Consider the following 21371-nt stretch of genomic DNA (forward strand, 5'->3'; position numbering starts at 1 on the left):
CGTGAACTGGGTTGACCTGCTGGTCCTGGCGCTGGCCGCCTTCGCCGCGGTGTCCGGCGCCCGGCAGGGCATGGTCGTCGCGCTGCCGGCGTTCGTCGGCGTGCTCATCGGCCTCGTCCTGGGCACGCAGCTGGCGCCGCTGGTGGTCGCCCAGTTCGAGAACGTCGTGACCAAGGTCGTCTTCGCGGTCGGCATCGTGGTGCTGCTCGTGGCGCTGGGCGAGACGCTCGGCGTGTACGTGGGGCGGACGATCAAGCCGCGGGTCAACGCCGGCCCGCTGCGCGGCGCGGACAACGCGCTCGGCGCGATCGTGCAGGGCGCCGTGGTGTTCGTGGTGGCGTGGATGATCGCGCTGCCGCTCACCGTGGTCGCCGGGCTGCCGTCGCTGGCCAAGGCGCTCAACCAGTCGGTGATCCTGTCCACCGTCGACGACACCATGCCGCAGGCCGCCCGGACCCTGTCCGCCGACCTCCAGAGCCTGTTCGACGTGTCCGGCTTCCCGGCCGCGATGGACCCGTTCAACCGCACGCCGCTCCGCGAGGTCGGCCCGCCCGACCCGGCGCTCAGCCAGGACCCGGTCGTGCAGAACCTGCGGCCCAGCGTGCTCAAGGTGCGCGGGCGCGCCCCGTCGTGCTCCCGCGCCCTGGAGGGCACCGGGTTCGTGATCTCACCGGAGCGCGTGATGACGAACGCGCACGTCGTGGCCGGCACCACCGAGGTCTCCGTCGAGGTCGGCCGGGGCCAGTTCGACGCGACCGTCGTGCACTACGACGCGCAGACCGACGTCGCCATCCTCGCCGTGCCGGACCTCAGGGCCGAGCCGCTGCCGTTCCGCACCGACGAGATCGCCCAGGGCGAGGACGGCATCGTCCTCGGCTACCCCCTGGACGGCCCGTACACGGCCTCCGAGGCCCGCGTGCGGGAGCGCATCCCCATGCTGCGCGGCCCGGACATCTACGACGCGCAGACCGTGACGAGGGACGTCTACACGGTCCGCGCGAAGGTCCGCAGCGGCAACTCCGGCGGCCCGCTGGTCGACCCGCAGGGCCGCGTCATGGGAGTGGTGTTCGGCGCGGCCGTGGACGACCAGGAGACCGGGTTCGTGCTGACCGCGCAGGAGGTCGCCGACGAGGTCGCCAAGGCGCCGTCGCTGGTGCGGCGGACGTCGACGCAGACCTGCGCCTCGTGACCCCCGCGCCCTAGACCTTCGCCAGGAAGTCCGTGATCAGGCGGCTCGTCGTGTGCGGCGCCTCCTGGTGGGGGAAGTGGCCCACCTCGGGCAGCACGCGGTACGACGAGCGGGGGCCGGCCCAGGCCGTCGAGTCCGCGGCGGTGGACTCCAGCAGCACCGGGTCCCGCGCGCCCTGCACCTGGAGGACGGGCACCTCCAGGCGGCGGTCGACGGCCTCGGCGAAGCGGCGGCCGTCGGTGCGCAGCTGGGAGCGGACGGCCCAGCGGTAGTACTCCATCGCGCTGTGCGCCACGCCGGGGATCAGGACGGCCTCGCGGTTGCGGCGGACCACCTCGTCGAACTCCGACGACACCGTCCACTTCGGACCGGACCAGGCGCGCAGCAGGTCGGCCGCGCCGGCGCCGCGGTCCCGGGTCAGGCTCCGCTCGGGCCGCACGGGCACCTGGAAGCGGAAGATGTGCGCCGCCGCGCGACCCTGGCCGCGGGGGTGGCGGCGGATGGCGCGGCGCAGCGCCAGCGGGTGCGCCGCGGACACGGCGGTGACCGAGCCCACCAGGCGGGGGTGCACGGCGCCGACCGTCCACGCGAGCATGCCGCCCCACGCGTGGCCGACGAGGTGCGCGCGGCTCTCGCCGAGCGCCTTCACCAGGCCCGCGACGTCACCGGCGAGCGTGAAGCCGTCGTAGCCGCGCGGGGGCTTGTCCGAGTCGCCGTACCCGCGCAGGTCCACCGCGACCGCGCGGTACCCGGCCTCGGCGAACGAGACCAGCTGGTGGCGCCACGTCCACCAGAACTCCGGGAACCCGTGCAGCAGCAGCACGAGCGGCCCCTCGCCCAGCTCGGCCACGTGCAGCCGGATGCCGTTCGCGGACACGTCGCGGTGCGACCACGGGCCCGGCACGCGGGCGGTCGACGGGTCCGGTGGCAACCGCACCGGCTCAGTGGGCGTCGCGGTGGCGCAGCGCCGCGACCGTGTCCCTGGCCGAGTCGATGGTCCGCTGCGGCGCGCGCAGCTTCTTCACCTTGCGGTAGCCGAGGAACGCGAACAGCCCCGCCGTGACGAGCATCAGCCCGAACACGATGAGGAACGCGGACCAGCGCGGCAGCCACACGTCGAGCAGTTCGGCGCCGAAGAAGAAGAAGAAGAACGAGCTGAACAGCAGCACGGTCAGGGCGACGATGAAGTAGACGCTGCCCTTCACGCCCTTCTTGAGCTCACCGGCCACCTCGGACTTGGCCAGTTCGACCTCGGCCCTGACCAGCGTGGACAGGTGGGCCGTCGCGTCGCGCACGAGACCGCCGACCGACGTCTCCCCCGCGATCACCGCCGGGCTCTCCGCGGTCAACGGGATGGACGGGACAGGTGGCAGTCCGCTGCCGTTGGTGTTCTCCCGAGCGCTGGTCACCGCGTCATCGTGCCACGCCCGGCCGGCCGTCACCGCTCGACCGGCTGATGTCGGGCGGCGCTTCTTCGACCCGGACGGGAAGGGCGCCCCTCCCCGGTCCGGGAGGGGCGCCCTTCCGCGCGGCCGGTCAGTCCTCCGGGGAGCCGGTCTTCAGGCCCTGGGAGATCAGGTCCATGACGGACGAGTCGGCGAGCGTGGTGACGTCGCCGACCTGCCGGTTCTCCGCCACGTCGCGCAGCAGGCGGCGCATGATCTTGCCCGAGCGGGTCTTCGGCAGCTCCGGCACGACCATGATCTGCCGCGGCTTCGCGATCGGGCCGATCTCCTTGGCCACGTGGTCGCGCAGCGCCTTGATCGCCTCCGCGCCGTCCGAGCCCTCGGCGACGCCGCCGCGCAGGATCACGAAGGCCACGATGCCCTGGCCGGTGGTCGCGTCGGTCGCGCCGACGACCGCCGCCTCGGCCACCGTCGGGTGCGACACCAGCGCGGACTCGACCTCGGTGGTGGAGATGCGGTGCCCGGACACGTTCATCACGTCGTCCACCCGGCCCAGCAGCCAGATGTCGCCGTCGGCGTCGTACTTCGCGCCGTCGCCGGCGAAGTAGTAGCCCCGCTCGCCGAACCGCGACCAGTAGGTGTCGCGGTAGCGCTGCTCGTCGCCCCAGATGCCGCGCAGCATCGCGGGCCACGGCTCGTCGAGCACCAGGTAGCCGCCACCGCCGTGCGGGACCTCGTCGCCCTGGTCGTCGACGACCTTCGCGCCGATGCCGGGCAGCGGGCGCTGCGCCGAACCGGGCTTGGCCGCCGTCGCGCCGGGCAGCGGCGAGATCATGATCGCGCCGGTCTCGGTCTGCCACCAGGTGTCCACGACGGGCGTCTTGCCCGCGCCGATGGTCTCCCGGTACCAGATCCACGCCTCGGGGTTGATCGGCTCGCCGACGCTGCCCAGCACGCGCAGGCTGGAGAGGTCGTACCCGGCGGGGATGTCCGCGCCCCACTTCATGAACGTGCGGATCAGCGTCGGCGCGGTGTAGTAGATGGACACGCCGTACTTCTGCACGATCTGCCAGTGCCGGCCCTTGTCGGGGGTGTCCGGGGTGCCCTCGTAGACGACCTGCGTGACGCGGTTGGACAGCGGGCCGTACACGATGTAGCTGTGCCCGGTGACCCAGCCGATGTCGGCGGTGCACCAGTAGACGTCGGTGTCCGGCTTGAGGTCGAACACGGCGTGGTGCGTGTACGACGCCTGGGTCAGGTAGCCGCCCGAGGTGTGCAGGATGCCCTTGGGGTTACCGGTGGTGCCCGAGGTGTAGAGGATGAACAGCGGGTGCTCGGAGTCGAACGCCTCCGGGGTGTGCTGCTCGGACTGGCGGTCGACCAGGTCGTGCCACCACACGTCGCGACCCTCGGTCCACTCGACGTCGGAGTTCGTCCGCTTCACCACGAGCACGTGCTCGACGCTCCCGGCCTTGGCCACGGCCTCGTCCACGGCGGGCTTGAGCGCCGCCGACTTGCCGCGCCGGTACTGGCCGTCCGTGGTGATCACGAGCTTGGCTTGCGAGTCCTCGATGCGGGTGCGCAGGGCCTCGGCGGAGAAGCCGCCGAACACCACGCTGTGCAGCGCGCCCAGGCGTGCGCAGGCGAGCATGGAGAAGATCGCCTCGGGGACCATCGGCATGTAGATGGCGACCCGGTCCTCGGCGCCGACACCCAGTTCGACCAGGGCGTTCGCGGCCTTGGAGACCTCGCGCTGGAGGTCGGCGTAGGTGATGGTCCGGCTGTCGCCGGGCTCGCCCTCCCAGTGGATGGCGACCTGCTCGCCGTGCCCGGACTCGACGTGCCGGTCGACGCAGTTGTACGCGACGTTGAGCCTGCCCCCGACGAACCACCTGGCGAACGGGGCGTTCGACCAGTCGAGGACCTGCGTCCACTTCGCGTCCCAGGACAGCCGCTCGGCCTGCTCCGCCCAGAACGCCTCGCGGTCGGCGTCCGCCTCCTCGTAGAGCGCGGCGGTGGCGTTGGCCTGTGCGGCGAACTCGTCGCTGGGCGGGAACTTCCTGTTCTCGGTCGACAGGTTGTCCAGGGCGGCGTGCGGCTCTGTCATGGCGGGGCGTACCTCCTGAATCAGCGTGGTGCGCACTGACCGTAGTGCGATTCAGCTCACTGCGCACCAAAAAGGTTCAGACCAATTTCGGCCGAGTTCGAAACGCGTGGGTAACTGTGTAACCCGGTCGCGGGCCCCTGACCACCGTGATCCGGCCGAACGACACGCACGTTGCGACGAGCGGCACCTCGCGTGAGACGGGTCACGTGGTCAGCCGGGCCTTCAGCGCGGGCCACTCGGCGGCCGTCATCGAGTAGACGACCGTGTCGCGCAGCGACCCGTCCGGCCGGACGCGGTGCACCCGCAGCACGCCCTCGCGGGTCGCGCCGAGCCGTTCGATGGCGCGTTGCGAGCGCTCGTTGCGCAGGTCGGTGTGCCAGCCGACGCGGAGCGCGCCGAGGTCCTCGAACGCCCGCGCGAGGAGGAGGAACTTGGCGTTGGTATTGAGCGCGGTGCGCTGCCAGCGCGTGCCGATCCACGTGTGGCCGATGTAGAGGCCCCGGTTGCGCGGGTCGATCTCGTAGTACGACGTGGTGCCCGCGACCTCGCCCGTGCGCGGGTCGATCTGCGCCCACGCCAGGCGGGTGGGGTCGTTCAGCGCCTCGTCCACGTACGCCCGGGTGTCGTCGAGGTCCTTCGGCTGGTCCGAGCTGAGCCACGTCCACGTGTCGGGGTCCTTGCCCGCCTCGTGCAGGCCCTCGACGTGGTCGTGGGACAGGGGTTCGAGGCGGACGTGCGCGCCGGTGAGCACGGGGCGGTCGTACCAGGTCATACCGCGAAGATAACCCCCGGATTGGCATCGTTGAACATCCAGTTCCGACTTCTTCGGGATGACCACTTACCGACGGGTAGTGTGCGGTCCCGTGACCGATCCGCTCGCCCCGCTGCTGGCCCTGCCCGGCGTGACCGCCGCCGTCGACTCGGCCCGCGACGCCGTGTTCCAGGTGCACCGGCACCGGGTGAACCTGCGCGGCTGGGCCACCACCGCGGCCGAGGCGTCCGTGCGCGCCGCCCGCGCGTCCGCCGCGCTCGACGGCGGGGCCACCGCCATCCCCGAGGACGGCGCGGTCACCGACCCGGTGCTGGCCGGCGCGCTGCGCGTGGCCGAGGCGCTGGGCGTGGTGCTCCCGACGTGGCAGCGCGCGCCCCTGCAGGCCCTGGCCCGGCTCCACCTCCTGGCCGGCGCCGACCTGGGCGGCGAACTGGGCCGCCCCCGACCGGCGCCGGGCGTGGCCGAGCGCCTGGACCTGCTGGCGCAGCTCGTGACCGGCGGCACGTCCGCCCCGGGACCGCTGGTGGTCGCCGTCGTGCACGGCGAGCTGATGTCCCTCGCGCCGTTCGACAAGGCCAACGGGGTCGTGGCGCGTGCCGCGTCCCGCCTGGCCTCCATCGCGACCGGCCTGGACCCGAAGTCGCTCGGCGTGCCCGAGGTCATGTGCCTGCGCAGGCAGAACGACTACGCCGCCGCCCTGCACGGCTTCTCCACCGGCGACCCCGAGGGCATCGGCCGCTGGATCACCTTCTGGTGCGAGGCCCTGGAGGCCGGCGCCCGCGAGGCGCGGAGCATCGCCGACGCCGCCGCCGGCTGATCCCGGGAGTCCACCCCGGGTCGCGAGAGTCCAACGCCCAGGCCACGAGAGTCCAACGTCCAGGTCCGGCGAGTCGTACGTTCAGGCCGCGAGAGTCCAACGTTCAGGAGCCCTGAGTTCTTCACTCGCGAGTGAAGAACTCAGGGCTCCTGAACGTTGGACTCTCGCGACCCGGGCGTTGGACTCCCGGGTCAGAGGAGTTCCTTGAGGATCGCCGCGGCGCGCTCCGCCTCGTCGAACGTGTTGTACAGCGGTGCGAAGCCGAACCGCAGCACGTCCGGCGGGCGGTGGTCGCCGAGCACCTGGCGCTCGGCCAGCTCCTCCACCAACCGCCGCGCGTCGGGGTGCCGCAGGCTGACCTGGTGCCCGCGCCACTCGTCGGACGGGGTCAGCACCCCGATGCCCGGCAGACCCTCGACCAGCCGCATGAAGTGACCGGTCAGCGCCAGGCCCTTCGCCCGCACGTCCACCAGCGACACGTCGTCCCACACGTCCAGCGCGGCGTCCAGGGCCAGCATCGACAGGATGTCCGGCGTGCCCACGCGCGCCCGGGACACACCGGGGTCGGGCGTGTACTCCGCCGCCATCGCGAACGGCACCTCGTGCCCCGTCCACCCGGTCAACGGCTGCTCGAACGCGTGTTGCGCGTTCCTCGGCACGTACAGGAACGCCGGCGACCCCGGTCCGCCGTTGAGGAACTTGTAGGTGCAGCCGACCGCCAGGTCAACCTCCAGCGCGTCCAGCTCGATGGGCAGCACGCCCGCGCTGTGGCACAGGTCCCACACGACCTTCGCGCCCACCTCGTGCGCCTGCCGCGTCAACGCCGCCATGTCCAGCAGCCGGCCGGTGCGGTAGTCGACGTGGTTGAGCAGCACGACCGCCGTCGTGTCCCGCAGGTCCAGCCCCTCCGGCGGCGCGGGCCGCAGCGCGAGCCCGGTCAGCTCCGCCACCGAGCGCGCGATGTAGCCGTCGGTCGGGAACGTCCCGGCGTCGACCACGATCTCGGACCGGTCGGTGTTGCGGACCGCCGCCATCAGCGCCTTGAACAGGTTCACGCTGGTCGAGTCCGCGACCACGACCTGCCCCGGCGCCGCGCCGACCAGCCGCCCGATCCGGTTGCCGACCCGCTCCGGCGCCTCCCACCAGCCCTCGGACCAGCTGCGGATCAGCCGCCGGCCCCACTGCCGCTCCACGACGTCGCGCACGCGCCCGGCCACGGCCTTCGGCGGCGCGCCCAACGAGTTGCCGTCCAGGTAGACGACCTCGTCGTCGAGGTCGAACAGGTCCCTGACGTGTGCCAACGGATCGTGCGCCATCGGGTCGGTCACACGTAGCTCCTCGCGGTCCACAACTCGGGGAAGACGGAGCGCTGCGCGCGCTTCTCCAACCACGCGACGCCGGCCGAACCGCCGGTGCCGGTCTTCGCGCCCATCGAACGCCGGGTCGCGAGCAGGTGGTCGTGCCGCCAGCGGGTGAACTCCTCGGCGATGTCGGTCAGCGCCTCGCCCAGTTCGAGCAGGTCCTGCGGGCCGTCGCGGTAGACGTCCGCCCACACGGCCTCGACCTCGGCGTTCGGCTCGTAGCCCCGGCTCACGTCGCGCGTCAGCACGTCGGCGGGGATCGGCTTGCCGCGGCGGTGCAGCAGGGCGAGCACGTCGTCGTACAGGCTCGGCTCGTGCAGCAGCGCCTCCAGGGCGTCGTGCTGGCTGGGCACGGCGCGGTGCGGCACGAGCAGCGAGCGGGACTTCTCGCCGAGCAGGAACTCCACCTCGCGGTAGCGGCCGGACTGGAAGCCCGAGCCCTCGCCGAGGGCGTCGCGGAAGGAGTTGAACTCGGCGGGGGTCATCCGCGCGATCGGCCGCCACGCCGCGTTCAGCGCCTGCATGTGCAGCTCGCTGCGGCGCAGGGTGCGCACGGCGGCGCGCACGTCGTCGGCGCGCAGCTCGCCCTGCGCGTGCCGCCACTCGAAGCACAGCAGGCCGAAGTACAGCTCCATGACCTGGGTGATCACCAGGAACGACATCTCGCGCGGGTCGTCGGACCACTGCTGCTGGAGGCCGTGCAGCACGGAGGCGTGCACGTAGTCCTCGTAGGGTGTCGTGCCGCCGAAGTCGAGTTTGGGTGAGACCGGACAAGTCATGGTTCCCATCATCACCCGGTGAACGGGTGGGATGAAGAGGCACCGCGACACGCTGACCAGCGAACTTCTCACGATCGCAAACGATTCGGGCGGGTAGCTTCACGGTCATGAGCATCGAGTTGGACGGCGTCGACCGCGCCCTGCTGGAGGCGCTCCAGGACGACGCGCGGCTGTCGTACAACGAGCTGGCCCGGCGCGTGCACGTGTCGCCGCCGACCGTGGCCCAGCGCGTGCGCCGGCTGGAGAACGCGGGCGTCATCACCGGCTACCGGGCCGCGGTGGACCCGACGATGGTGGGGCGGCCGGTCATCGCCCTGGTGCGGATGAAGTGCTACGGCTCGCGGTGCATCACCGTGCACCCCGAGCTGCTCGACGACTGCCCCGAGGTGGTCGAGGTGGTGCGGTTGACGGGGGACATCTGCTCGGTGGTCAAGGTCGTCACCACGTCGGTCAGCGAGCTGGAGCGGCTGCTCGTCCGGCTGGGCGGCTACGGCGAGACGTCCAGCGCGATGGTGCTGTCCACGCCTATCCCGTGGCGCCCGGTGCCAGCAGGGTGAGCGCCTGCCGCACGTGCCCCTGCGTCTTCCCCAGGGCGTCCGCGGCCAGCGCGGTGGGCACGTCGGCCAGCAGGTGCACCAGCGCGACCTTGAGGTCGCCGCCCGCGTCGGCCAGCGCCGTCGTGCACTCCTGCTCGGCCAGGCCCGTCGCCTCGCGCAGGATGCGCACCGTGCGACCGCGCAGCTTCGCGTTCGTGGCGCGCATCGACACCATCAGGTTCGAGTAGGTGCGGCCCAGCCGGACCATCACCGCCGTCGAGAACGACGTCAGCACCAGCTTCTGCGACGTGCCCGCCTTCATCCGGGTGGACCCGGCGATGGCCTCCGGGCCGGTGTCCACGGCGATCAGCACGTCCACGTCGACCGGCGCGGTCGCGGTCGGGTTGTTCGACACCAGGACCGTGCGGGCGCCCAGCGCGCGGGCCTCCTCCAGCGCGGCCACGACGAACGGCGTGCGCCCGGACGCCGTGACGCCCACCACCAGGTCGCCCGCCACCGCGTGCCTGCGGATCTCGGCGGCGCCGGCGGACGCCTGGTCCTCGACGTTCTCCACCGCGTTGACCAGGGCTTCCCGCCCGCCCGCGTGGTGCGCGACGAACCAGTCCGGCGGCGTGTTGAACGTCGGCACCAGCTCGGCGGCGTCCAGCGTGGCCAGCCGGCCGGAGGTGCCCGCGCCCACGTAGTGCACCCGCCCGCCGGCCCGCAGCGCGCCCACGGCGAGGTCCGCCGCCCGCGCCAGCTCCGGCAGGACGGCGGCCACGGCGTCCGGGACCAGGTGGTCCTCGGCGTTGATCAGCCGCAGCACGTCCAGCGTGGACAGCCGGTCGATGTCCTCGGTCCTCGGGTTCCTGGCCTCGGTGGGGGATTCCACGGTGACCACGACGTCGTGCCGCGGCGGCGTCATTTAGCGCTCTCCCGGCGTCGCCGGCCGTCCGGCCTGGCGCCCAACCGGTGGCCCGCCACCGCGTCGTACGTCGCCTCCAGGGCGGTCTTCGCGCTGTCCACGTGCCGCTGGGCGACCCCGATGAACAGGCAGTCGATCACGGTCAGCTGCGCGATGCGGCTGGCCATGGCGCCCGACCGGAACGTGGTCTCGCGCGCCGCCGTGGTGAGCACGTGGTCGGCGACCTCGCTGATCGGGGAGCGCGGGAAGTTCGTCAGCGCCACCGTGGTCGCGCCGCGGTCGCCGGCCACCCGGAGCGCCTCGACGGTCTCCGAGGTGGAGCCGGTGTGCGAGATGCCGACCGCGACGTCGGCCGGGGTGAGGACGGCGGCCGAGGTGAGCGCGATGTGCGTGTCGTTCCACGCGAAGCAGGTACGCCCTATGCGGTGCAGCTTCTGCTGGAGGTCGAACGCGACGAACGCGCTGGCGCCGAACCCGTAGACGTCCACCCTGCCCGCGCCCGCGACCGCCTCGACGACCGCTTCCAGCGTCTCGACGTTCAGCTGCTCGGCGGTCTCCTCGACCGCGCGCGCGTCGGCGAACGCCACCTTGCCGACGACCTGCCGCAGGTCGTCGCCCGGTCCGATGTCGCCGCCCAGGTCGCGGTCGCTGCGCATCGACGTGCGCGCCGTGTCGGCGGCGAGCGCTATGCGCAGCTCGGGGTAGCCGCCCACCCCGATGGCCTTGCAGAAGCGGGTCACCGTGGTCTCGCTGGTGCCCGCGGCCTCGGCGACCTCGGTGATGCTGCGGTGGGCGACGGTCGCCGGGTTGTCCAGCACGACCTTGGCCACCCGCTGCTCCGCACGGGCGAGGCCGGGCAGGAGCGAGCGGATCGTGACCAGGGGGCTGGAATCGGCAGTGTTCTCAGTGGACACGTGGGAAACTTACTAACCGGTCAACGGGTGGTCAACGCAGGGTGGGTGCAACTCACCCCAACCGTGACCGAATCCCACCACTTGGCGGCAGGGTGGGTGACTAGCGGTCCGCGACCCGCCACCCTTCGGAGTGCAACCCCACCGGCTCGCGTTCCGCGTCGAGCAGCACGCCCCGCCGATCGGTGATCCGCACCGAGTCCACGTACGCGCCCCGGCCGCCGTAACCGGTGCCCTGGACGTACCGCCAGCGGAACGCCACCGCCGCCTCGGTCACGACCTCGACCCGCTGCCACCGCCGCTGCCCGTACCCGGTCAGCACCCGGACCTCGCGCCAGGTCGCCCCGTCGTCCGTCGCCTCCACCACGACCGAGTCGCCCGGGTCGAGGTCCACGAACGCGTCGAACACCAGCTTCCGCTGCCCGGGGCGCTGCTCCAGGGCCCGGGTGGTCAACGTGGCGCCGCCCGCGGTCGGCGTGTGCGCGGTGCCGTGCCGCGGCTTCACCGCCATCGCCTGCGCCAGGCCGTTCGCGACCGCCCGGCGGGCCGGGTTGATCGAGCCCCAGTCGCGGCTCGGGTGCACCCGGTTGGTCAGCAGGATCGCGATCGACCTCGACAGCGGGTCGAGCACCAGCGTCGTGCCGGTGAACCCGGTGTGCCCGGCGGCCCTCGGCGAGGTCAGCGCGCCCATGTACCAGCGCTGGTCCAGCTCGAAGCCCAGGCCGTGCGAGTTGCCCGGGAACGCCTGGTTGAAGTCGGTGAGCATCAGTTCGACGGTGTCCGGCCGCAGGATGCGCCGACCGCCGTACGAGCCGCCGTTGAGGATCGCCTGGCCGAGGACGGCCAGTTCGCGGGCCGTGGAGAACATGCCCGCGTGCCCGGCGACGCCACCCAGCGACCACGCGTTCTCGTCGTGCACGACGCCGCGCACGACGCCCCGGCCGGCCTGGTACTCGGTCGCCGCGATCCGGTCGAGCTTGCTCGCGGGCGGGTTGTAGCCGGTGTCCTTCAGGCCCAGCGGCGCGGTGATGCCCTCGCGGACCAGCACGTCCAGCGGCGTGCCCGACCACTTCTGCGCGAGCAGCCCCAGCGTGATCAGGTTCAGGTCGGAGTAGACGTACGCGGTGCCCGGCGGGTTGACCGGCGTGGTGTCCATGACGGCCTTCACCCGCGACGGCACGTCCGGGTACCGCGACCACAGCGGCAGCCACGCCACGAGGCCGGACGTGTGCGTGAGCAGCTGCTCCACCGTGATGGACGACTTGCCGTTGACGCCGAACTCGGGCAGGTGCTCGGCGACCGGGTCGTCCAGCTCGAACCTGCCCAGCTCGTGCTGGCGCATCACGACGATCGACGTGAACAGCTTCGAGATCGACGCCAGGTCGAAGATCGTGTCGCGGGTCATCGGCACCCGCTGGTCCTCGGGCAGCTCGACGGCCGAGCCGTCGCCGTAGCGGACCGCCCAGCCCGTCGGCTCGTGGGTGACCACGGTGCCCTCGTGCGCGAGCAGCGTGACGGCGCCCGCGAACAGGGGGTGACCGGTGGCGTCCGGTCTCGTGTACTGCTCGACCCGGTCCAGGGCGGCGTCGATCGGGGCCGGGTCGAGCCCGACCCGTTCCGGGGTGCCTGCGCGCAGCACGGAGCTGTGCGCCCAGCCGTCGTGCGGCCGGTCGAAGCGGGCCTCGTGGCCGCCGGTGGCGTGCGCGGGTGTCGTGATCACGAGCGTGGTGGCGACAAGCAGGGCAGGGATGCGCATCGCTCTCTCCATCTACCGGTAGCGCAGGTATTGCCGGCGGGTGCGGTCGAACGCGGCCAGCTCCTCGGACCAGGCGCCGACCACCTCGTCGGTGCCCGCGCCCGCGTCGACCATGCGGCGCAGCCGGTCCGAGCCGCTGAGCTTGTCGATCCAGTTGTCCGGCCGCCACGCGAACACCTGCGGGTACCGGGCCTTCGCGGCGACGATCATGGCCACGGCGGTGCGCGGCGCGTCGAACCGGTCCGGGTCGGTCACGTGCACGGCCACCCCGCCGCACAGCTGGTTCGCGAACTTCTGGAACGTCGGCGTGAAGTGGGTCTCGCGGAACCGGACGCCGGGCAGGCCCTGCGTGTTCAGGTCCTCGGCCCACCGCCAGTCCAGGCCCGGCGCGCCGATCGTCTCGAACGGGCGGGTCGTGCCGCGGCCCTCGGAGAACACCAGGCCCTCGAACAGGCACGTGCCGGGGTAGACCAGGGCGGTGTCGCGCGTCGGCACGTTGGGGCTGGGCGGGACCCACGGCAGCCCGGTGTCGAGCTGGTCGCGGCGCCAGCCCCTGACGTCGACGACCTCCAGGCCGCTCACCCGACCGCCGTCGGTCGGCAGGAACTCGCCGTCGAAGAAGCGGGCCAGCTCGCCGATCGTCATGCCGTGCTGCTGCGCGATCGGCTTGCGGCCGACGCCGGTGGCGTACGCCGGATCGAGCTGCGGCCCGCGGGCCCTGCCGCCGACCGGGTTGGGGCGGTCCAGCACGACGAACCGCGCGCCCGTCGCGGCGGCGGCCTGCATCGCCGTGTACATCGTCCAGATGTAGGTGTAGAAGCGCGCGCCGATGTCCGCGATGTCGAACACCAGCGTGTCCACGCCCGCCTTGGCGACCATGCCGGCGAACTTCGTCGCGTTCGCGCCGTAGGCGTCGTAGACCGGGATGCCGGTGCGCGGGTCGAGGTAGTCGCCCTCCGAGCCGCCGGCCTGCGCCGTGCCGCGGAAGCCGTGCTCCGGGCCGAACGCGGCCACCGGCGGCACGCCCGCGGCCACCATGGAGTCGACGATGTGCGTGTGGTCGCGCAGCGCGCCGGTCGGGTTGGTGACGACGCCGACCTTGGCGCCCGCGAACCGGCGCCAGCCGTCGGAGGCCAGCTGCTCCGCCCCGGTCTCCAGCCTCCTCGTCCGACCGGAACCGGCCGCGGCGTCGGGGTCGGCAGAGGCGTCGGGACCGGCGGAGGCGTCGGCGGGGAGGGCGGCGAGGGCGGGCGCGGCGAGCGCGCCGGCGAGGAAGTGCCTGCGGTCCACGGCGCTCACCAGGCCAGGCCGTGGCCGAGCGGGTACGGCGTGGGTCCTGGCACGTCCACCGGGAGCCTGCCCGCCGGACGCACCTCCCCGGTGATGACGCGGGCCAGCGACTCCATCGACACCGCGCTGTAGGAGTAGGTGGCGAGCCACGTCGGCGCGGCGGTGTGCGCCACGTCGTACGGGTTCTGGGCGGCCACCGCGACCACCGGCTTGCCGGTCGCGAGCAGCCTGGTCAGCAGGGTCTGCTGGGCCGGCCGGGCCGACAGGCCGTTGGTCAGCACGACCACGACGTCCGCGGTCGCCGCCGCCTGCACGGCCGCCGCGACCTGGGCCTCGGTCGGCGCGGTGCCGGTCGGCAGGGCCGTGCCGCCGAGGACGCCCGCGAGGGTGCGCGTCGTCGTCTCGCCCCACCCGGTGACCAGCGCGGCGGTCGGCCTCGCGGCCAGTGGCAGCACGCCCGCGTCGTTGCGCACGGCGGTGATCGTGCGGTCGGTGATGCGGCGCGCGTCGGCCAGGTGCTCCGGTGCGCCGACGACCGCCCCGACCCCCTCCACGTCCACGCGGGGGCTGGTCAGCATGCCGCGCAGCAGCTTCATCCGCAGCACCCGCAGCACGCTCTGGTCGATCCGCCGCTCGGTCAGCTCGCCGCCGCGCACGGCCGCGACCACGCTGTCGATCGCCAGTCGGAGGTCCACCGGCATCAGCAGCTGGTCCACGCCCGCCTTGAGGGCCAGGACGGGGATCTCGGCGTCGCCGTGCAGTTGCCGCACGCCCGCCATGGCCAGCGAGTCGGTGATGACGACGCCGTCGTAGTCGAGTTCCTCGCGCAGCAGGTCCAGCGTCGGCTTGGACAGCGTGGCCGGCTCGCCGGAGGGGTCGATCCGCGGCATCGTGATGTGCGCGGTCATGATCGAGTCGATGCCCGCCGCGATGGCAGCCTCGAACGGGGGCGCGTCCAGTTCCCGCCACTGCTCGGCGGTGCGGTCGACGGTCGGCAGGCTCGTGTGGCTGTCCTCGGCGGTGTCGCCGTGGCCGGGGAAGTGCTTGGCGGTGGCGCTCACCGAGTCCCGCCCGAGGAGCCTGCCCTGGTAGCCGCGCACCTGGGCGGCGGTCAGCTCGGCGGCCAGCGCGGGGTCGCTGGAGTACGAGCGGACGCCGATCACCGGGTTCGCCGGGTTCGAGTTGACGTCCGCGTCCGGCGCGAAGTTCTGGTTGACGCCCATCGCGCGCAGTTCGCGGGCGGTGATGCGGGCGGCGCGCTCGGCGTCCTGGGCGCTGCGGCCCGCGCCGAGCGCCATGTTGCCGGGGAACTGGGTGGCCGGGGCGCCGATGCGGGTGACGATGCCCATCTCCTGGTCGGTGGAGATGGCCAGCGGGATGCGGCTCGCGCGCTGGAGCCCGTTGGACAGGGTCGCGATCTGGCGCGGGGTGTCGATGTTGTCGTAGCTGGAGTTGTTGAAGTAGATGACCCCACCCGGCTGGAACTCCGCCACCACCTCGGCCGGGGAGGCCACGCCGAAGTCGCGCAGGTTGCCGGGGTGCTGCTCGTCCGGCGCCTGGCCGTGCACGTAGGTGACGAACAGCTGCCCCACCTTCTGCTCCAGCGTCATGCCGCGGGCCAGGGCGGCGGCCTGCTGCCGCACCTGGTCGACGACCCGCGCCTGGTCGGGCGCGGCGACGGCGAGCGGAGGCGGTGCGGCGGTGGACGCCGCGACCACGGCGACGGCGGCGACGAGCGGACGGAGCACGGCGGCCTCCCCACATGAAAACTTCCACCAGAAGGTGGTCGTAATCGGCAAGTTACCCACGTCACAGGGACGGGTCAACGGGTTGCGCTGCGTGGGAATTGTCCTGGGGGCCACCGACGGAGGACCGGCTGCGGCCGGTCCTCCGATCGGGTGTCTTTTCCGATTCGGGTCCGAACATGACGTTGGGCCCCTCGTCGAGGGGCCCAACATCGCGGCGCGGACTGTCGAGTTACCAGGCGCGCAACTCGTGTCGTACCGACCTGGCCTCGGCGTCCGGCGTCCCGGTACGCAGGCCCTAGACGACAAGCCTCCCGCGGCGTGCCGCGCGTGGGTGTCTCGAAGTCCGCGCACGGAGCCCGGTCGGGGTGGACGTCGCTTCTCCTCCGCTTCGTCCCTGGCCGACCCGAGGTCCGCACCTCCATTTGTAGTACGTGTTGCGCGTCACAGCAAGTGCTCGATGGGGTGCACCGGTCAAGCGACGTTCCGTAGCGGACCTGGTGCTGTCACAGCGTTCCTGGGCTTCCGAGTGCCGGTACCGCCGTCCGAGGGGGAGGGGCGGGCGCATCAGCTCCGGCGGCGGCGGCGCAGCCCGTACCAGGCGGCGCCCGCGACCGTCGCCGCGCCGAGGCCGATGGCCGTGACGGCGACCGTCGCGCCCGAGGGGCGGGGGATGCGGGCGTGCAGCGACACCGGGTCGGAGAACGTCAGCACCGGCCAGCCGCGCCGTTCGGCGACCCGGCGCAGCGCGCGGTCCGGGTTGACGGCGGTGGGGTGGCCGACGGCCTCCAGCAGCGGCAGGTCGCTGATCGAGTCCGAGTAGGCGTGGCAGCGGTCCAGGTCGTAGTGGTGCTCGTCGGCGAGCTGCTTCACGGCGAGGGCCTTGTTCTCGCCCGCGCAGTAGAAGTCCACGTCGCCCGAGTACCGGCCGGCCGAGACGACCATGCGCGTGCCCACGCTGTGCGTCGCGCCGACCATGGTGGCGATGGGCGCGACCAGTTCCGCGCCGGACGCGGACACCACGACCACGTCGTGGCCCTCGTCCTTGTGCTCGGAGATGAGCTGCGTCGCCTCCTTGTAGACCAGGGGGTCGACGATGTCGTGCAGCGTCTCCTCGACGATCGAGCGCACCTGCTCGACGTCCCACCCCTGGCAGAGCGCGGTGATGTGCGAGCGCATCCGGTCCATCTGGTCGTCGTCGGCGCCGGCCAGCATGAAGACGAACTGCGCGTAGGCGCTCTTGAGCACCGCACGCCGGTTGATGAGGCCCTCTTGGAAGAACGGCCGGCTGAACGCCAGCGTGCTCGACTTGGCGATGACGGTCTTGTCCAGGTCGAAGAACGCGGCGACGCGGCTGCCCTCGGTGGCGTGCTCGGTCACGGCTCCAGCTTAGGGCGGTCGGCGGAGCGGACCGGCACGAGCCGTTCGTCACTTTACGAACTGGATGTGCCGTCGGACGAAATTTCCTCTTCCCTCTAACGGAAGACACGCACGACCCTGGCCCGTGGGGATACAGTAGTCCCGTCCGGCTCGACCGGACGGGTTCAGTCCGACCCCCCGGGACTGAACCGATGACGACCCCCGTCCCTCCCCCCTGGCGGGGGTCGTCCCATGTCCGGGGTCGGTTCGCCCCCGCGCTCCCGTCGCGTTCCCGCCGCCTTTCGCGGCCGTTCCCGACGCCGTCGCCACCGTCCCGCGTGTCACCTGGACGTGTGCCGTGCCGACGCGTGTCGCGCCCCGCCACCCCCGTTCCGGGTCCCGGGAGTTGTCCACAGGCCGTCAAGTTGTCCACATGTCGATCATGAATCGTTGTGTCGTTCCTCACCGCTCGCGACCGTGGACACCGGAGATCCGCTCCGGGTGGGTCGAGCTGAGGAGGAACGGTGGAACGACCAGTGGTCCTGGTGTCCGACGCGGTTCTGCTGGACGAGGTCCTGCACGCCGCGGCGGTGGTCGGGTGCGAGGTGGAGCGCGTCGCCGACGCGCCCGCGCTGCGCGCCCGCTGGCACGCCGCGCCGGTGGTGGTGCTGGACGAGGCGTCGGCGGGCGCGGCGGGGGAACTGCCCCGCCGGCCGGGCGTGCACGTCGTGGCCACCGGTCCGCCGGGCGAGGCGACGTGGCGGCGGGCCGTCGCGCTGGGCGCGGAGCAGGTGCTGGAGCTGCCCACCGGTCAGGCCGCGCTGCGGGCCGCGTTCGCCGACGCCCTCGACGGCCCGTCCGGTGACGGCCGGGTCCTCGCGGTCCTGGGCGCGCGCGGCGGTGCGGGCGCGTCGGTGCTGGCGGTGGCCGTGGGCCAGGCCGTGCTGTCGTCCGGCGGCCACGGCCTGCTGGTCGACTGCGACCCGCTCGGCGGCGGCCTCGACCTGACGCTCGGCGCCGAGCGCCAGGAGGGCCTGCGGTGGCCCACCCTGCACCTCAAGGGAGGTCGCGTCCCGGCGGCGGCGCTCCGCTCGGCGCTGCCCGGCCGCACCGGCAAGCGAGGCAGCCTGACCGTGCTGTCCTGCGGCCGGACGGGGCCGGGCCCCGAACCCGCCGCCGTGGTGGCGGTCGTCGAGGCGGGCAGGCGCGCGGGCGGCACCGTCGTGTGCGACGTCCCGCGCCAGCTCACCGCCGCCGCGTGCGCGGCGCTCGACCGGGCCGACCTGGCGATCATGGTGGTGCCCGCCGACGTCAAGGCGTGCATGGCCGCGCAGCCCCTGGTCGACCAGGTGACCGACCGGGGCGTTCGACTGCGGGCCGTCGTGCGCGGCCCCTCCCCGGGCGGTCTGACCAGCGGCGAGGTGGCCGAGGCGGTCGACCTCCCACTGCTCACCAGCATGCGCCCGGCACGCCGCCTGGCCGCGGCGCTCGACCAGGGTCGCTTCCCCGATACCACGCGCGGCCCGCTGGCCAAGGCCGCCCGAGAAGTCCTGGCGGCCCTCAATGACCACTGACCCGGAGGCAGCCGACCCGATGTGCGCCGACCCGATGTGCGCCGACCTGATCTCCGCCGGCCCGACCACCGCCGGCGCCACCGGCGCGAAGCCGTTCCTGACCGCCCACCCCAACCACCGACCGCCCCCGACCTTCCGCAGCTACCGCCTGACCGGGGCGGGCGGCGGGAAGCCCGCCGATCCCGACCCGTGCGGTGCCGGGCCGGCGGGGACCCCCGGTGCCCCGGCGGTGCACGGCGGTGCGCCACCCGGGCAGCCGGTGCCGTCGCCGAGGCTGCCTCGTGGAGCGGTCGACGGTGTCCGGGTCCGCTCCACCCGGCTCCGGTCCCGGTGGGGTGCGCGATGAGCGATCTCGTGGAGCGCGTCCGGCTGAGGCTGGCCAACGGGAGCGGCGACCTGACGTCCGCCGCGGTCGCCGAGGCGGTCCGCGGCGAGGCGGGCGGGGTCCTCGGGGACGAGGACGTCCAGCGGGCGCTCGCGGTGCTGCGGCAGGAGTTCGTCGGGGCGGGGCTCCTCGAACCGCTGCTGCGCGACCCGGACACCACCGACGTCCTCGTCACCGCACCGGACCAGGTGTGGGTGGACGGTGTCGGCGGCCTGCGCCGGACCGGGATCTGCTTCCCCGACGAGCCCGCCGTCCGGCGGCTCGCCCAACGGCTCTCGGCGGTGGCCGGGCGGCGGCTGGACGACGCCGCGCCGTACGTCGACGGGTGGCTGCCCGGCGCGGTGCGCCTGCACGCCGTGCTGCCGCCGATCGCGCCGTCCACCTGCCTGTCGCTGCGCGTGCTCCGACCGGCGGCGCACGACCTGGCCGCGTTGCAGGCGTGCGGCACGTTCGACGGGCCCACCGCCGAGCTGCTGCGGGCGATCGTGCGGGCCCGCCAGGCGTTCCTGGTCGTCGGGGGCACCGGGTCGGGCAAGACGACGTTGCTCGCCGCCCTCCTGGGCTGCGTGCCGCACCACGAGCGCGTGGTCTGCGTGGAGGACGCGGGGGAGCTGCGGCCGGACCACCCCCAGGTCGTCCGGCTGCTCGCCCGCGGCCCGAACGTCGAGGGGGCGGGCGAGGTGACGCTGCGCGACCTGGTCCGCCAGGCGTTGCGGATGCGCCCCGACCGGATCGTGGTCGGCGAGGTGCGCGGCGCCGAGGTGTGCGAGCTGCTGTCCGCCCTGAACACCGGCCACGACGGCGGCGCGGGCACCCTGCACGCGAACTCGCCCGCCGAGGTGCCCGCGCGGCTGGAGGCGCTGGCCGCCTCGGGCGGGCTCGACCGGGCCGCGCTGCACAGCCAGCTCGCCGCCGCGGTCAAGGTCGTGCTGCACGTGCGCCGCGCCGCCGACGGCACCCGGCACCTGGCCGAGGTCGGCGTCCTGGGCCACCGGGACGGACGACCGGCGGTGGTCCCGGCATGGCGCCGCGACATCGGCTGGCAGGAGGCGGGCGGGGAGCTCAAGTCCCTGGTGGGGTGGACGTGAGCGGCCTCGTCCCGTCCTTCGCGAGCCCGGCCTTCCCGCTGCCAGCCCTCCCGCTGTTGGCCTCGGCGCTGCTGCTCGTGCCGTCGACCTCGGCCCGCCGCCGGCTGACCGGTCCGCGACTCCGGTCGATCCGGCGCCGGGTGCCCGCACCCACCGGACTCGCGGTGCTCGTGGCGGGCGCGGCGCTCGGTCTGCCGGCGGGTGTCGGGGGCGCGATCGCGGGCGCGGCGCTCGCCGCGACCGCGTGGCGCGTGCACCGCGACACCGCGCGGCAACGCGACCGGCTCCGGGCGACGGGCGCACTGGCGGACGGCCTGGGCGGTTTCGTCGCGGAACTGCGCTCGGGCGCCCACCCGGCGGGCGCCGCGACCGGGGCGGCCGAGGACGCCGAGCCACCCGCGAGGGACGTCCTGCGCGCCATCGCGGCCACGTCGGCGCGGGGCGGTGACGTGGAGGCGGCCCTGGCCGGCTTCCCGGACGCCCACCACCTCGCCAGGGCGTGGCGGTTGTCCGCGGACCACGGCGTGCCGCTGGCCGACGTGCTCGACGCGGTGCGCCGGGACCTGGACCGCCGCACCGCGTTCGCCAGGCAGGTGCACGCGCGCATGGCCGGTCCACGGGCCAGTGCGGCGGTCCTGGCCGGCCTGCCGCTGCTCGGCGTCCTGCTGGGCGAGGCGAGCGGAGCCGGGCCGCTCGCCGTGCTCGCCGGCACCGCCGTCGGCCAGGTCCTGCTGGTGGTCGGTGCGCTGCTGATCTGCGGCGGACTGCGGTGGAGCGGGCGGCTGACGAGGCAGGTGGTCGCGTGAGCGCGTTCCTGCTGGCGCTGGCGCTGGTCGTGTTCCCGGCCCGGTCCGCCGCGAGCGCCAGGGTGAGGCCGCCGCGCCGGCGGCCCCGCAAGTCCGGGGCCCGCCCGCCGGACCCGTTCGCGCAGGCGGCGACCTGGGACCTCCTGGCCGCGGCGCTGCGGGCGGGGCTCCCGGTGGCCCGGGCGGTGCACGCCGTCCTGGCGGGCGTCCCGCCGGGAGCTGCCGAGCGCCTCCGGGAGGTCGGCGACCTGCTGGACCTGGGCGCGGACCCGGTGACGGCCTGGGCGGGCGCCCTGCGCCACCCGGACACGGCTCCGCTGGCCCGCGCCGCTCGGCGGACCGCGAGGTCGGGTGCGGCCCTGGCGGGGGCCGCCGCGGACCTGGCCGCGGAGGCCAGGGCGACTGTCGCCGACCGGGCCGAGGCGCGTGCGCAACGGGCGGCCGTGCTGGTGGCGGGGCCGTTGGCGCTGTGCTTCCTGCCGGCGTTCCTGTGCCTGGGTGTCGCGCCCGTGGTGATCGGTCTGATCGGAAGGGTGGGGGAGAGCTGGTGACTGTCCACAATGGA

20 protein-coding genes are annotated in these 21371 nt (G+C 73.7%); 8 read left to right on the top strand and 12 right to left on the bottom strand.

Going from position 1 to position 21371, the window contains the following annotated elements; all coding sequences use genetic code 11:
* Nucleotide 1 precedes the first annotated feature (1 nt).
* Nucleotides 2–1189 carry a MarP family serine protease gene (locus J2S66_RS30170; RefSeq protein WP_310311226.1) on the top strand — a complete coding sequence of 396 codons (1188 nt, stop codon included), beginning with the start codon at nt 2–4 and terminating at the stop codon, nt 1187–1189.
* A 10-nt stretch (nt 1190–1199) separates the two neighbouring features.
* On the opposite strand, the gene J2S66_RS30175 is transcribed toward J2S66_RS30170, so the two are convergent.
* The 4 genes from J2S66_RS30175 to J2S66_RS30190 all read right to left on the bottom strand — a co-directional run bounded on the left by J2S66_RS30175 (nt 1200) and on the right by J2S66_RS30190 (nt 5474).
* A complete protein-coding gene (locus J2S66_RS30175; protein ID WP_310311230.1) occupies nt 1200–2126 on the bottom strand; it encodes an alpha/beta fold hydrolase in 927 nt (308 codons plus the stop codon).
* 4 nt (nt 2127–2130) lie between these two features.
* The gene (locus J2S66_RS30180; RefSeq protein ID WP_310311234.1) at nt 2131–2598 is read right to left on the bottom strand and encodes a phage holin family protein; all 468 of its coding nucleotides are present in this window, start codon (nt 2596–2598) and stop codon (nt 2131–2133) included.
* A 127-nt stretch (nt 2599–2725) separates the two neighbouring features.
* Entirely contained in the window at nt 2726–4702 is a 1977-nt protein-coding gene (gene acs, locus J2S66_RS30185; protein WP_310311237.1) for an acetate--CoA ligase, read from the bottom strand.
* A 202-nt stretch (nt 4703–4904) separates the two neighbouring features.
* Nucleotides 4905–5474 carry a GNAT family N-acetyltransferase gene (locus J2S66_RS30190; protein ID WP_310311240.1) on the bottom strand — a complete coding sequence of 190 codons (570 nt, stop codon included), beginning with the start codon at nt 5472–5474 and terminating at the stop codon, nt 4905–4907.
* A gap of 91 nt (nt 5475–5565) precedes the next feature.
* On the opposite strand from J2S66_RS30190, the gene J2S66_RS30195 reads away from it, so the two are divergent.
* Nucleotides 5566–6291 carry a Fic family protein gene (locus J2S66_RS30195; protein WP_310311243.1) on the top strand — a complete coding sequence of 242 codons (726 nt, stop codon included), beginning with the start codon at nt 5566–5568 and terminating at the stop codon, nt 6289–6291.
* A 191-nt stretch (nt 6292–6482) separates the two neighbouring features.
* Here the strand turns inward: J2S66_RS30195 and kynU are convergent, their stop codons facing one another.
* Both kynU and J2S66_RS30205 read right to left on the bottom strand, forming a co-directional pair.
* A complete protein-coding gene (gene kynU / locus J2S66_RS30200) occupies nt 6483–7607 on the bottom strand; it encodes a kynureninase (protein ID WP_310315182.1) in 1125 nt (374 codons plus the stop codon).
* Nucleotides 7608–7615: 8 nt separating this feature from the next.
* Entirely contained in the window at nt 7616–8431 is an 816-nt protein-coding gene (locus J2S66_RS30205; RefSeq protein WP_310311245.1) for a tryptophan 2,3-dioxygenase, read from the bottom strand.
* Between the two features lie 107 nt (nt 8432–8538).
* Here J2S66_RS30205 and J2S66_RS30210 point away from each other — a divergent pair, with 107 nt between their 5' ends.
* Nucleotides 8539–8988, top strand: coding sequence for an Lrp/AsnC family transcriptional regulator (locus J2S66_RS30210; RefSeq protein ID WP_306744378.1), 450 nt, complete (start codon nt 8539–8541; stop codon nt 8986–8988).
* On the opposite strand, the gene murQ is transcribed toward J2S66_RS30210, so the two are convergent.
* The 6 genes from murQ to J2S66_RS30240 all read right to left on the bottom strand — a co-directional run bounded on the left by murQ (nt 8957) and on the right by J2S66_RS30240 (nt 16974).
* Nucleotides 8957–9892, bottom strand: a complete 936-nt coding sequence (gene murQ, locus J2S66_RS30215; protein ID WP_310311247.1) for an N-acetylmuramic acid 6-phosphate etherase — start codon at nt 9890–9892, stop codon at nt 8957–8959. The two genes, J2S66_RS30210 and murQ, sit on opposite strands and share 32 nt — an antisense overlap.
* The gene (locus J2S66_RS30220; RefSeq protein ID WP_310311249.1) at nt 9889–10806 is read right to left on the bottom strand and encodes a MurR/RpiR family transcriptional regulator; all 918 of its coding nucleotides are present in this window, start codon (nt 10804–10806) and stop codon (nt 9889–9891) included. Before J2S66_RS30220 ends, murQ begins: the two co-directional genes overlap by 4 nt.
* A 100-nt stretch (nt 10807–10906) precedes the next feature.
* Nucleotides 10907–12559, bottom strand: a complete 1653-nt coding sequence (locus J2S66_RS30225) for a serine hydrolase domain-containing protein (protein WP_310311251.1) — start codon at nt 12557–12559, stop codon at nt 10907–10909.
* 12 nt (nt 12560–12571) lie between these two features.
* The gene (locus J2S66_RS30230; RefSeq protein WP_310311253.1) at nt 12572–13858 is read right to left on the bottom strand and encodes an exo-beta-N-acetylmuramidase NamZ family protein; all 1287 of its coding nucleotides are present in this window, start codon (nt 13856–13858) and stop codon (nt 12572–12574) included.
* A complete protein-coding gene (locus J2S66_RS30235; protein ID WP_374726151.1) occupies nt 13855–15597 on the bottom strand; it encodes a glycoside hydrolase family 3 protein in 1743 nt (580 codons plus the stop codon). The genes J2S66_RS30230 and J2S66_RS30235 overlap by 4 nt, the downstream gene beginning before the upstream one ends.
* Nucleotides 15598–16161: 564 nt before the next feature.
* The gene (locus J2S66_RS30240; RefSeq protein WP_310311255.1) at nt 16162–16974 is read right to left on the bottom strand and encodes an HAD-IB family hydrolase; all 813 of its coding nucleotides are present in this window, start codon (nt 16972–16974) and stop codon (nt 16162–16164) included.
* A gap of 503 nt (nt 16975–17477) precedes the next feature.
* Here J2S66_RS30240 and ssd point away from each other — a divergent pair.
* The 5 genes from ssd to J2S66_RS30265 are packed head-to-tail and all read left to right on the top strand — an operon-like array spanning nt 17478 to nt 21357.
* Nucleotides 17478–18527 (top strand): septum site-determining protein Ssd, encoded by a 1050-nt coding sequence (gene ssd, locus J2S66_RS30245; protein WP_310311257.1) that lies wholly within the window; start codon nt 17478–17480, stop codon nt 18525–18527.
* On the top strand, nt 18517–18873 hold the full coding sequence (locus tag J2S66_RS30250; protein WP_310311259.1) for a hypothetical protein: 357 nt from the start codon (nt 18517–18519) through the stop codon (nt 18871–18873). Before ssd ends, J2S66_RS30250 begins: the two co-directional genes overlap by 11 nt.
* Nucleotides 18870–20000: a TadA family conjugal transfer-associated ATPase gene (locus J2S66_RS30255; RefSeq protein WP_310311262.1), complete on the top strand. Its 1131-nt coding sequence runs from the start codon at nt 18870–18872 to the stop codon at nt 19998–20000. Before J2S66_RS30250 ends, J2S66_RS30255 begins: the two co-directional genes overlap by 4 nt.
* A complete protein-coding gene (locus J2S66_RS30260) occupies nt 19997–20806 on the top strand; it encodes a type II secretion system F family protein (protein WP_310311264.1) in 810 nt (269 codons plus the stop codon). Before J2S66_RS30255 ends, J2S66_RS30260 begins: the two co-directional genes overlap by 4 nt.
* Nucleotides 20803–21357, top strand: coding sequence for a type II secretion system F family protein (locus J2S66_RS30265; protein WP_310311267.1), 555 nt, complete (start codon nt 20803–20805; stop codon nt 21355–21357). The genes J2S66_RS30260 and J2S66_RS30265 overlap by 4 nt, the downstream gene beginning before the upstream one ends.
* Nucleotides 21358–21371 lie beyond the last annotated feature (14 nt).

It is taken from the genome of Saccharothrix longispora, from assembly GCF_031455225.1.
GTDB classification, from domain to species: Bacteria; Actinomycetota; Actinomycetes; order Mycobacteriales; family Pseudonocardiaceae; genus Actinosynnema; species Actinosynnema longispora.

Coding starts and splice junctions, on each gene's coding strand:
- J2S66_RS30255 (WP_310311262.1), top strand. CDS start 18,870: ATGAGCGATCTCGTGGAGCGCGTCCGGCTGAGGCTGGCCAACGGGAGC.
- J2S66_RS30190 (WP_310311240.1), bottom strand. CDS start 5,474: ATGACCTGGTACGACCGCCCCGTGCTCACCGGCGCGCACGTCCGCCTC.
- kynU (WP_310315182.1), bottom strand. CDS start 7,607: ATGGCGCACGATCCGTTGGCACACGTCAGGGACCTGTTCGACCTCGAC.
- J2S66_RS30225 (WP_310311251.1), bottom strand. CDS start 12,559: ATGCGCATCCCTGCCCTGCTTGTCGCCACCACGCTCGTGATCACGACA.
- acs (WP_310311237.1), bottom strand. CDS start 4,702: ATGACAGAGCCGCACGCCGCCCTGGACAACCTGTCGACCGAGAACAGG.
- J2S66_RS30210 (WP_306744378.1), top strand. CDS start 8,539: ATGAGCATCGAGTTGGACGGCGTCGACCGCGCCCTGCTGGAGGCGCTC.
- murQ (WP_310311247.1), bottom strand. CDS start 9,892: ATGACGCCGCCGCGGCACGACGTCGTGGTCACCGTGGAATCCCCCACC.
- J2S66_RS30250 (WP_310311259.1), top strand. CDS start 18,517: ATGACCACTGACCCGGAGGCAGCCGACCCGATGTGCGCCGACCCGATG.
- J2S66_RS30205 (WP_310311245.1), bottom strand. CDS start 8,431: ATGACTTGTCCGGTCTCACCCAAACTCGACTTCGGCGGCACGACACCC.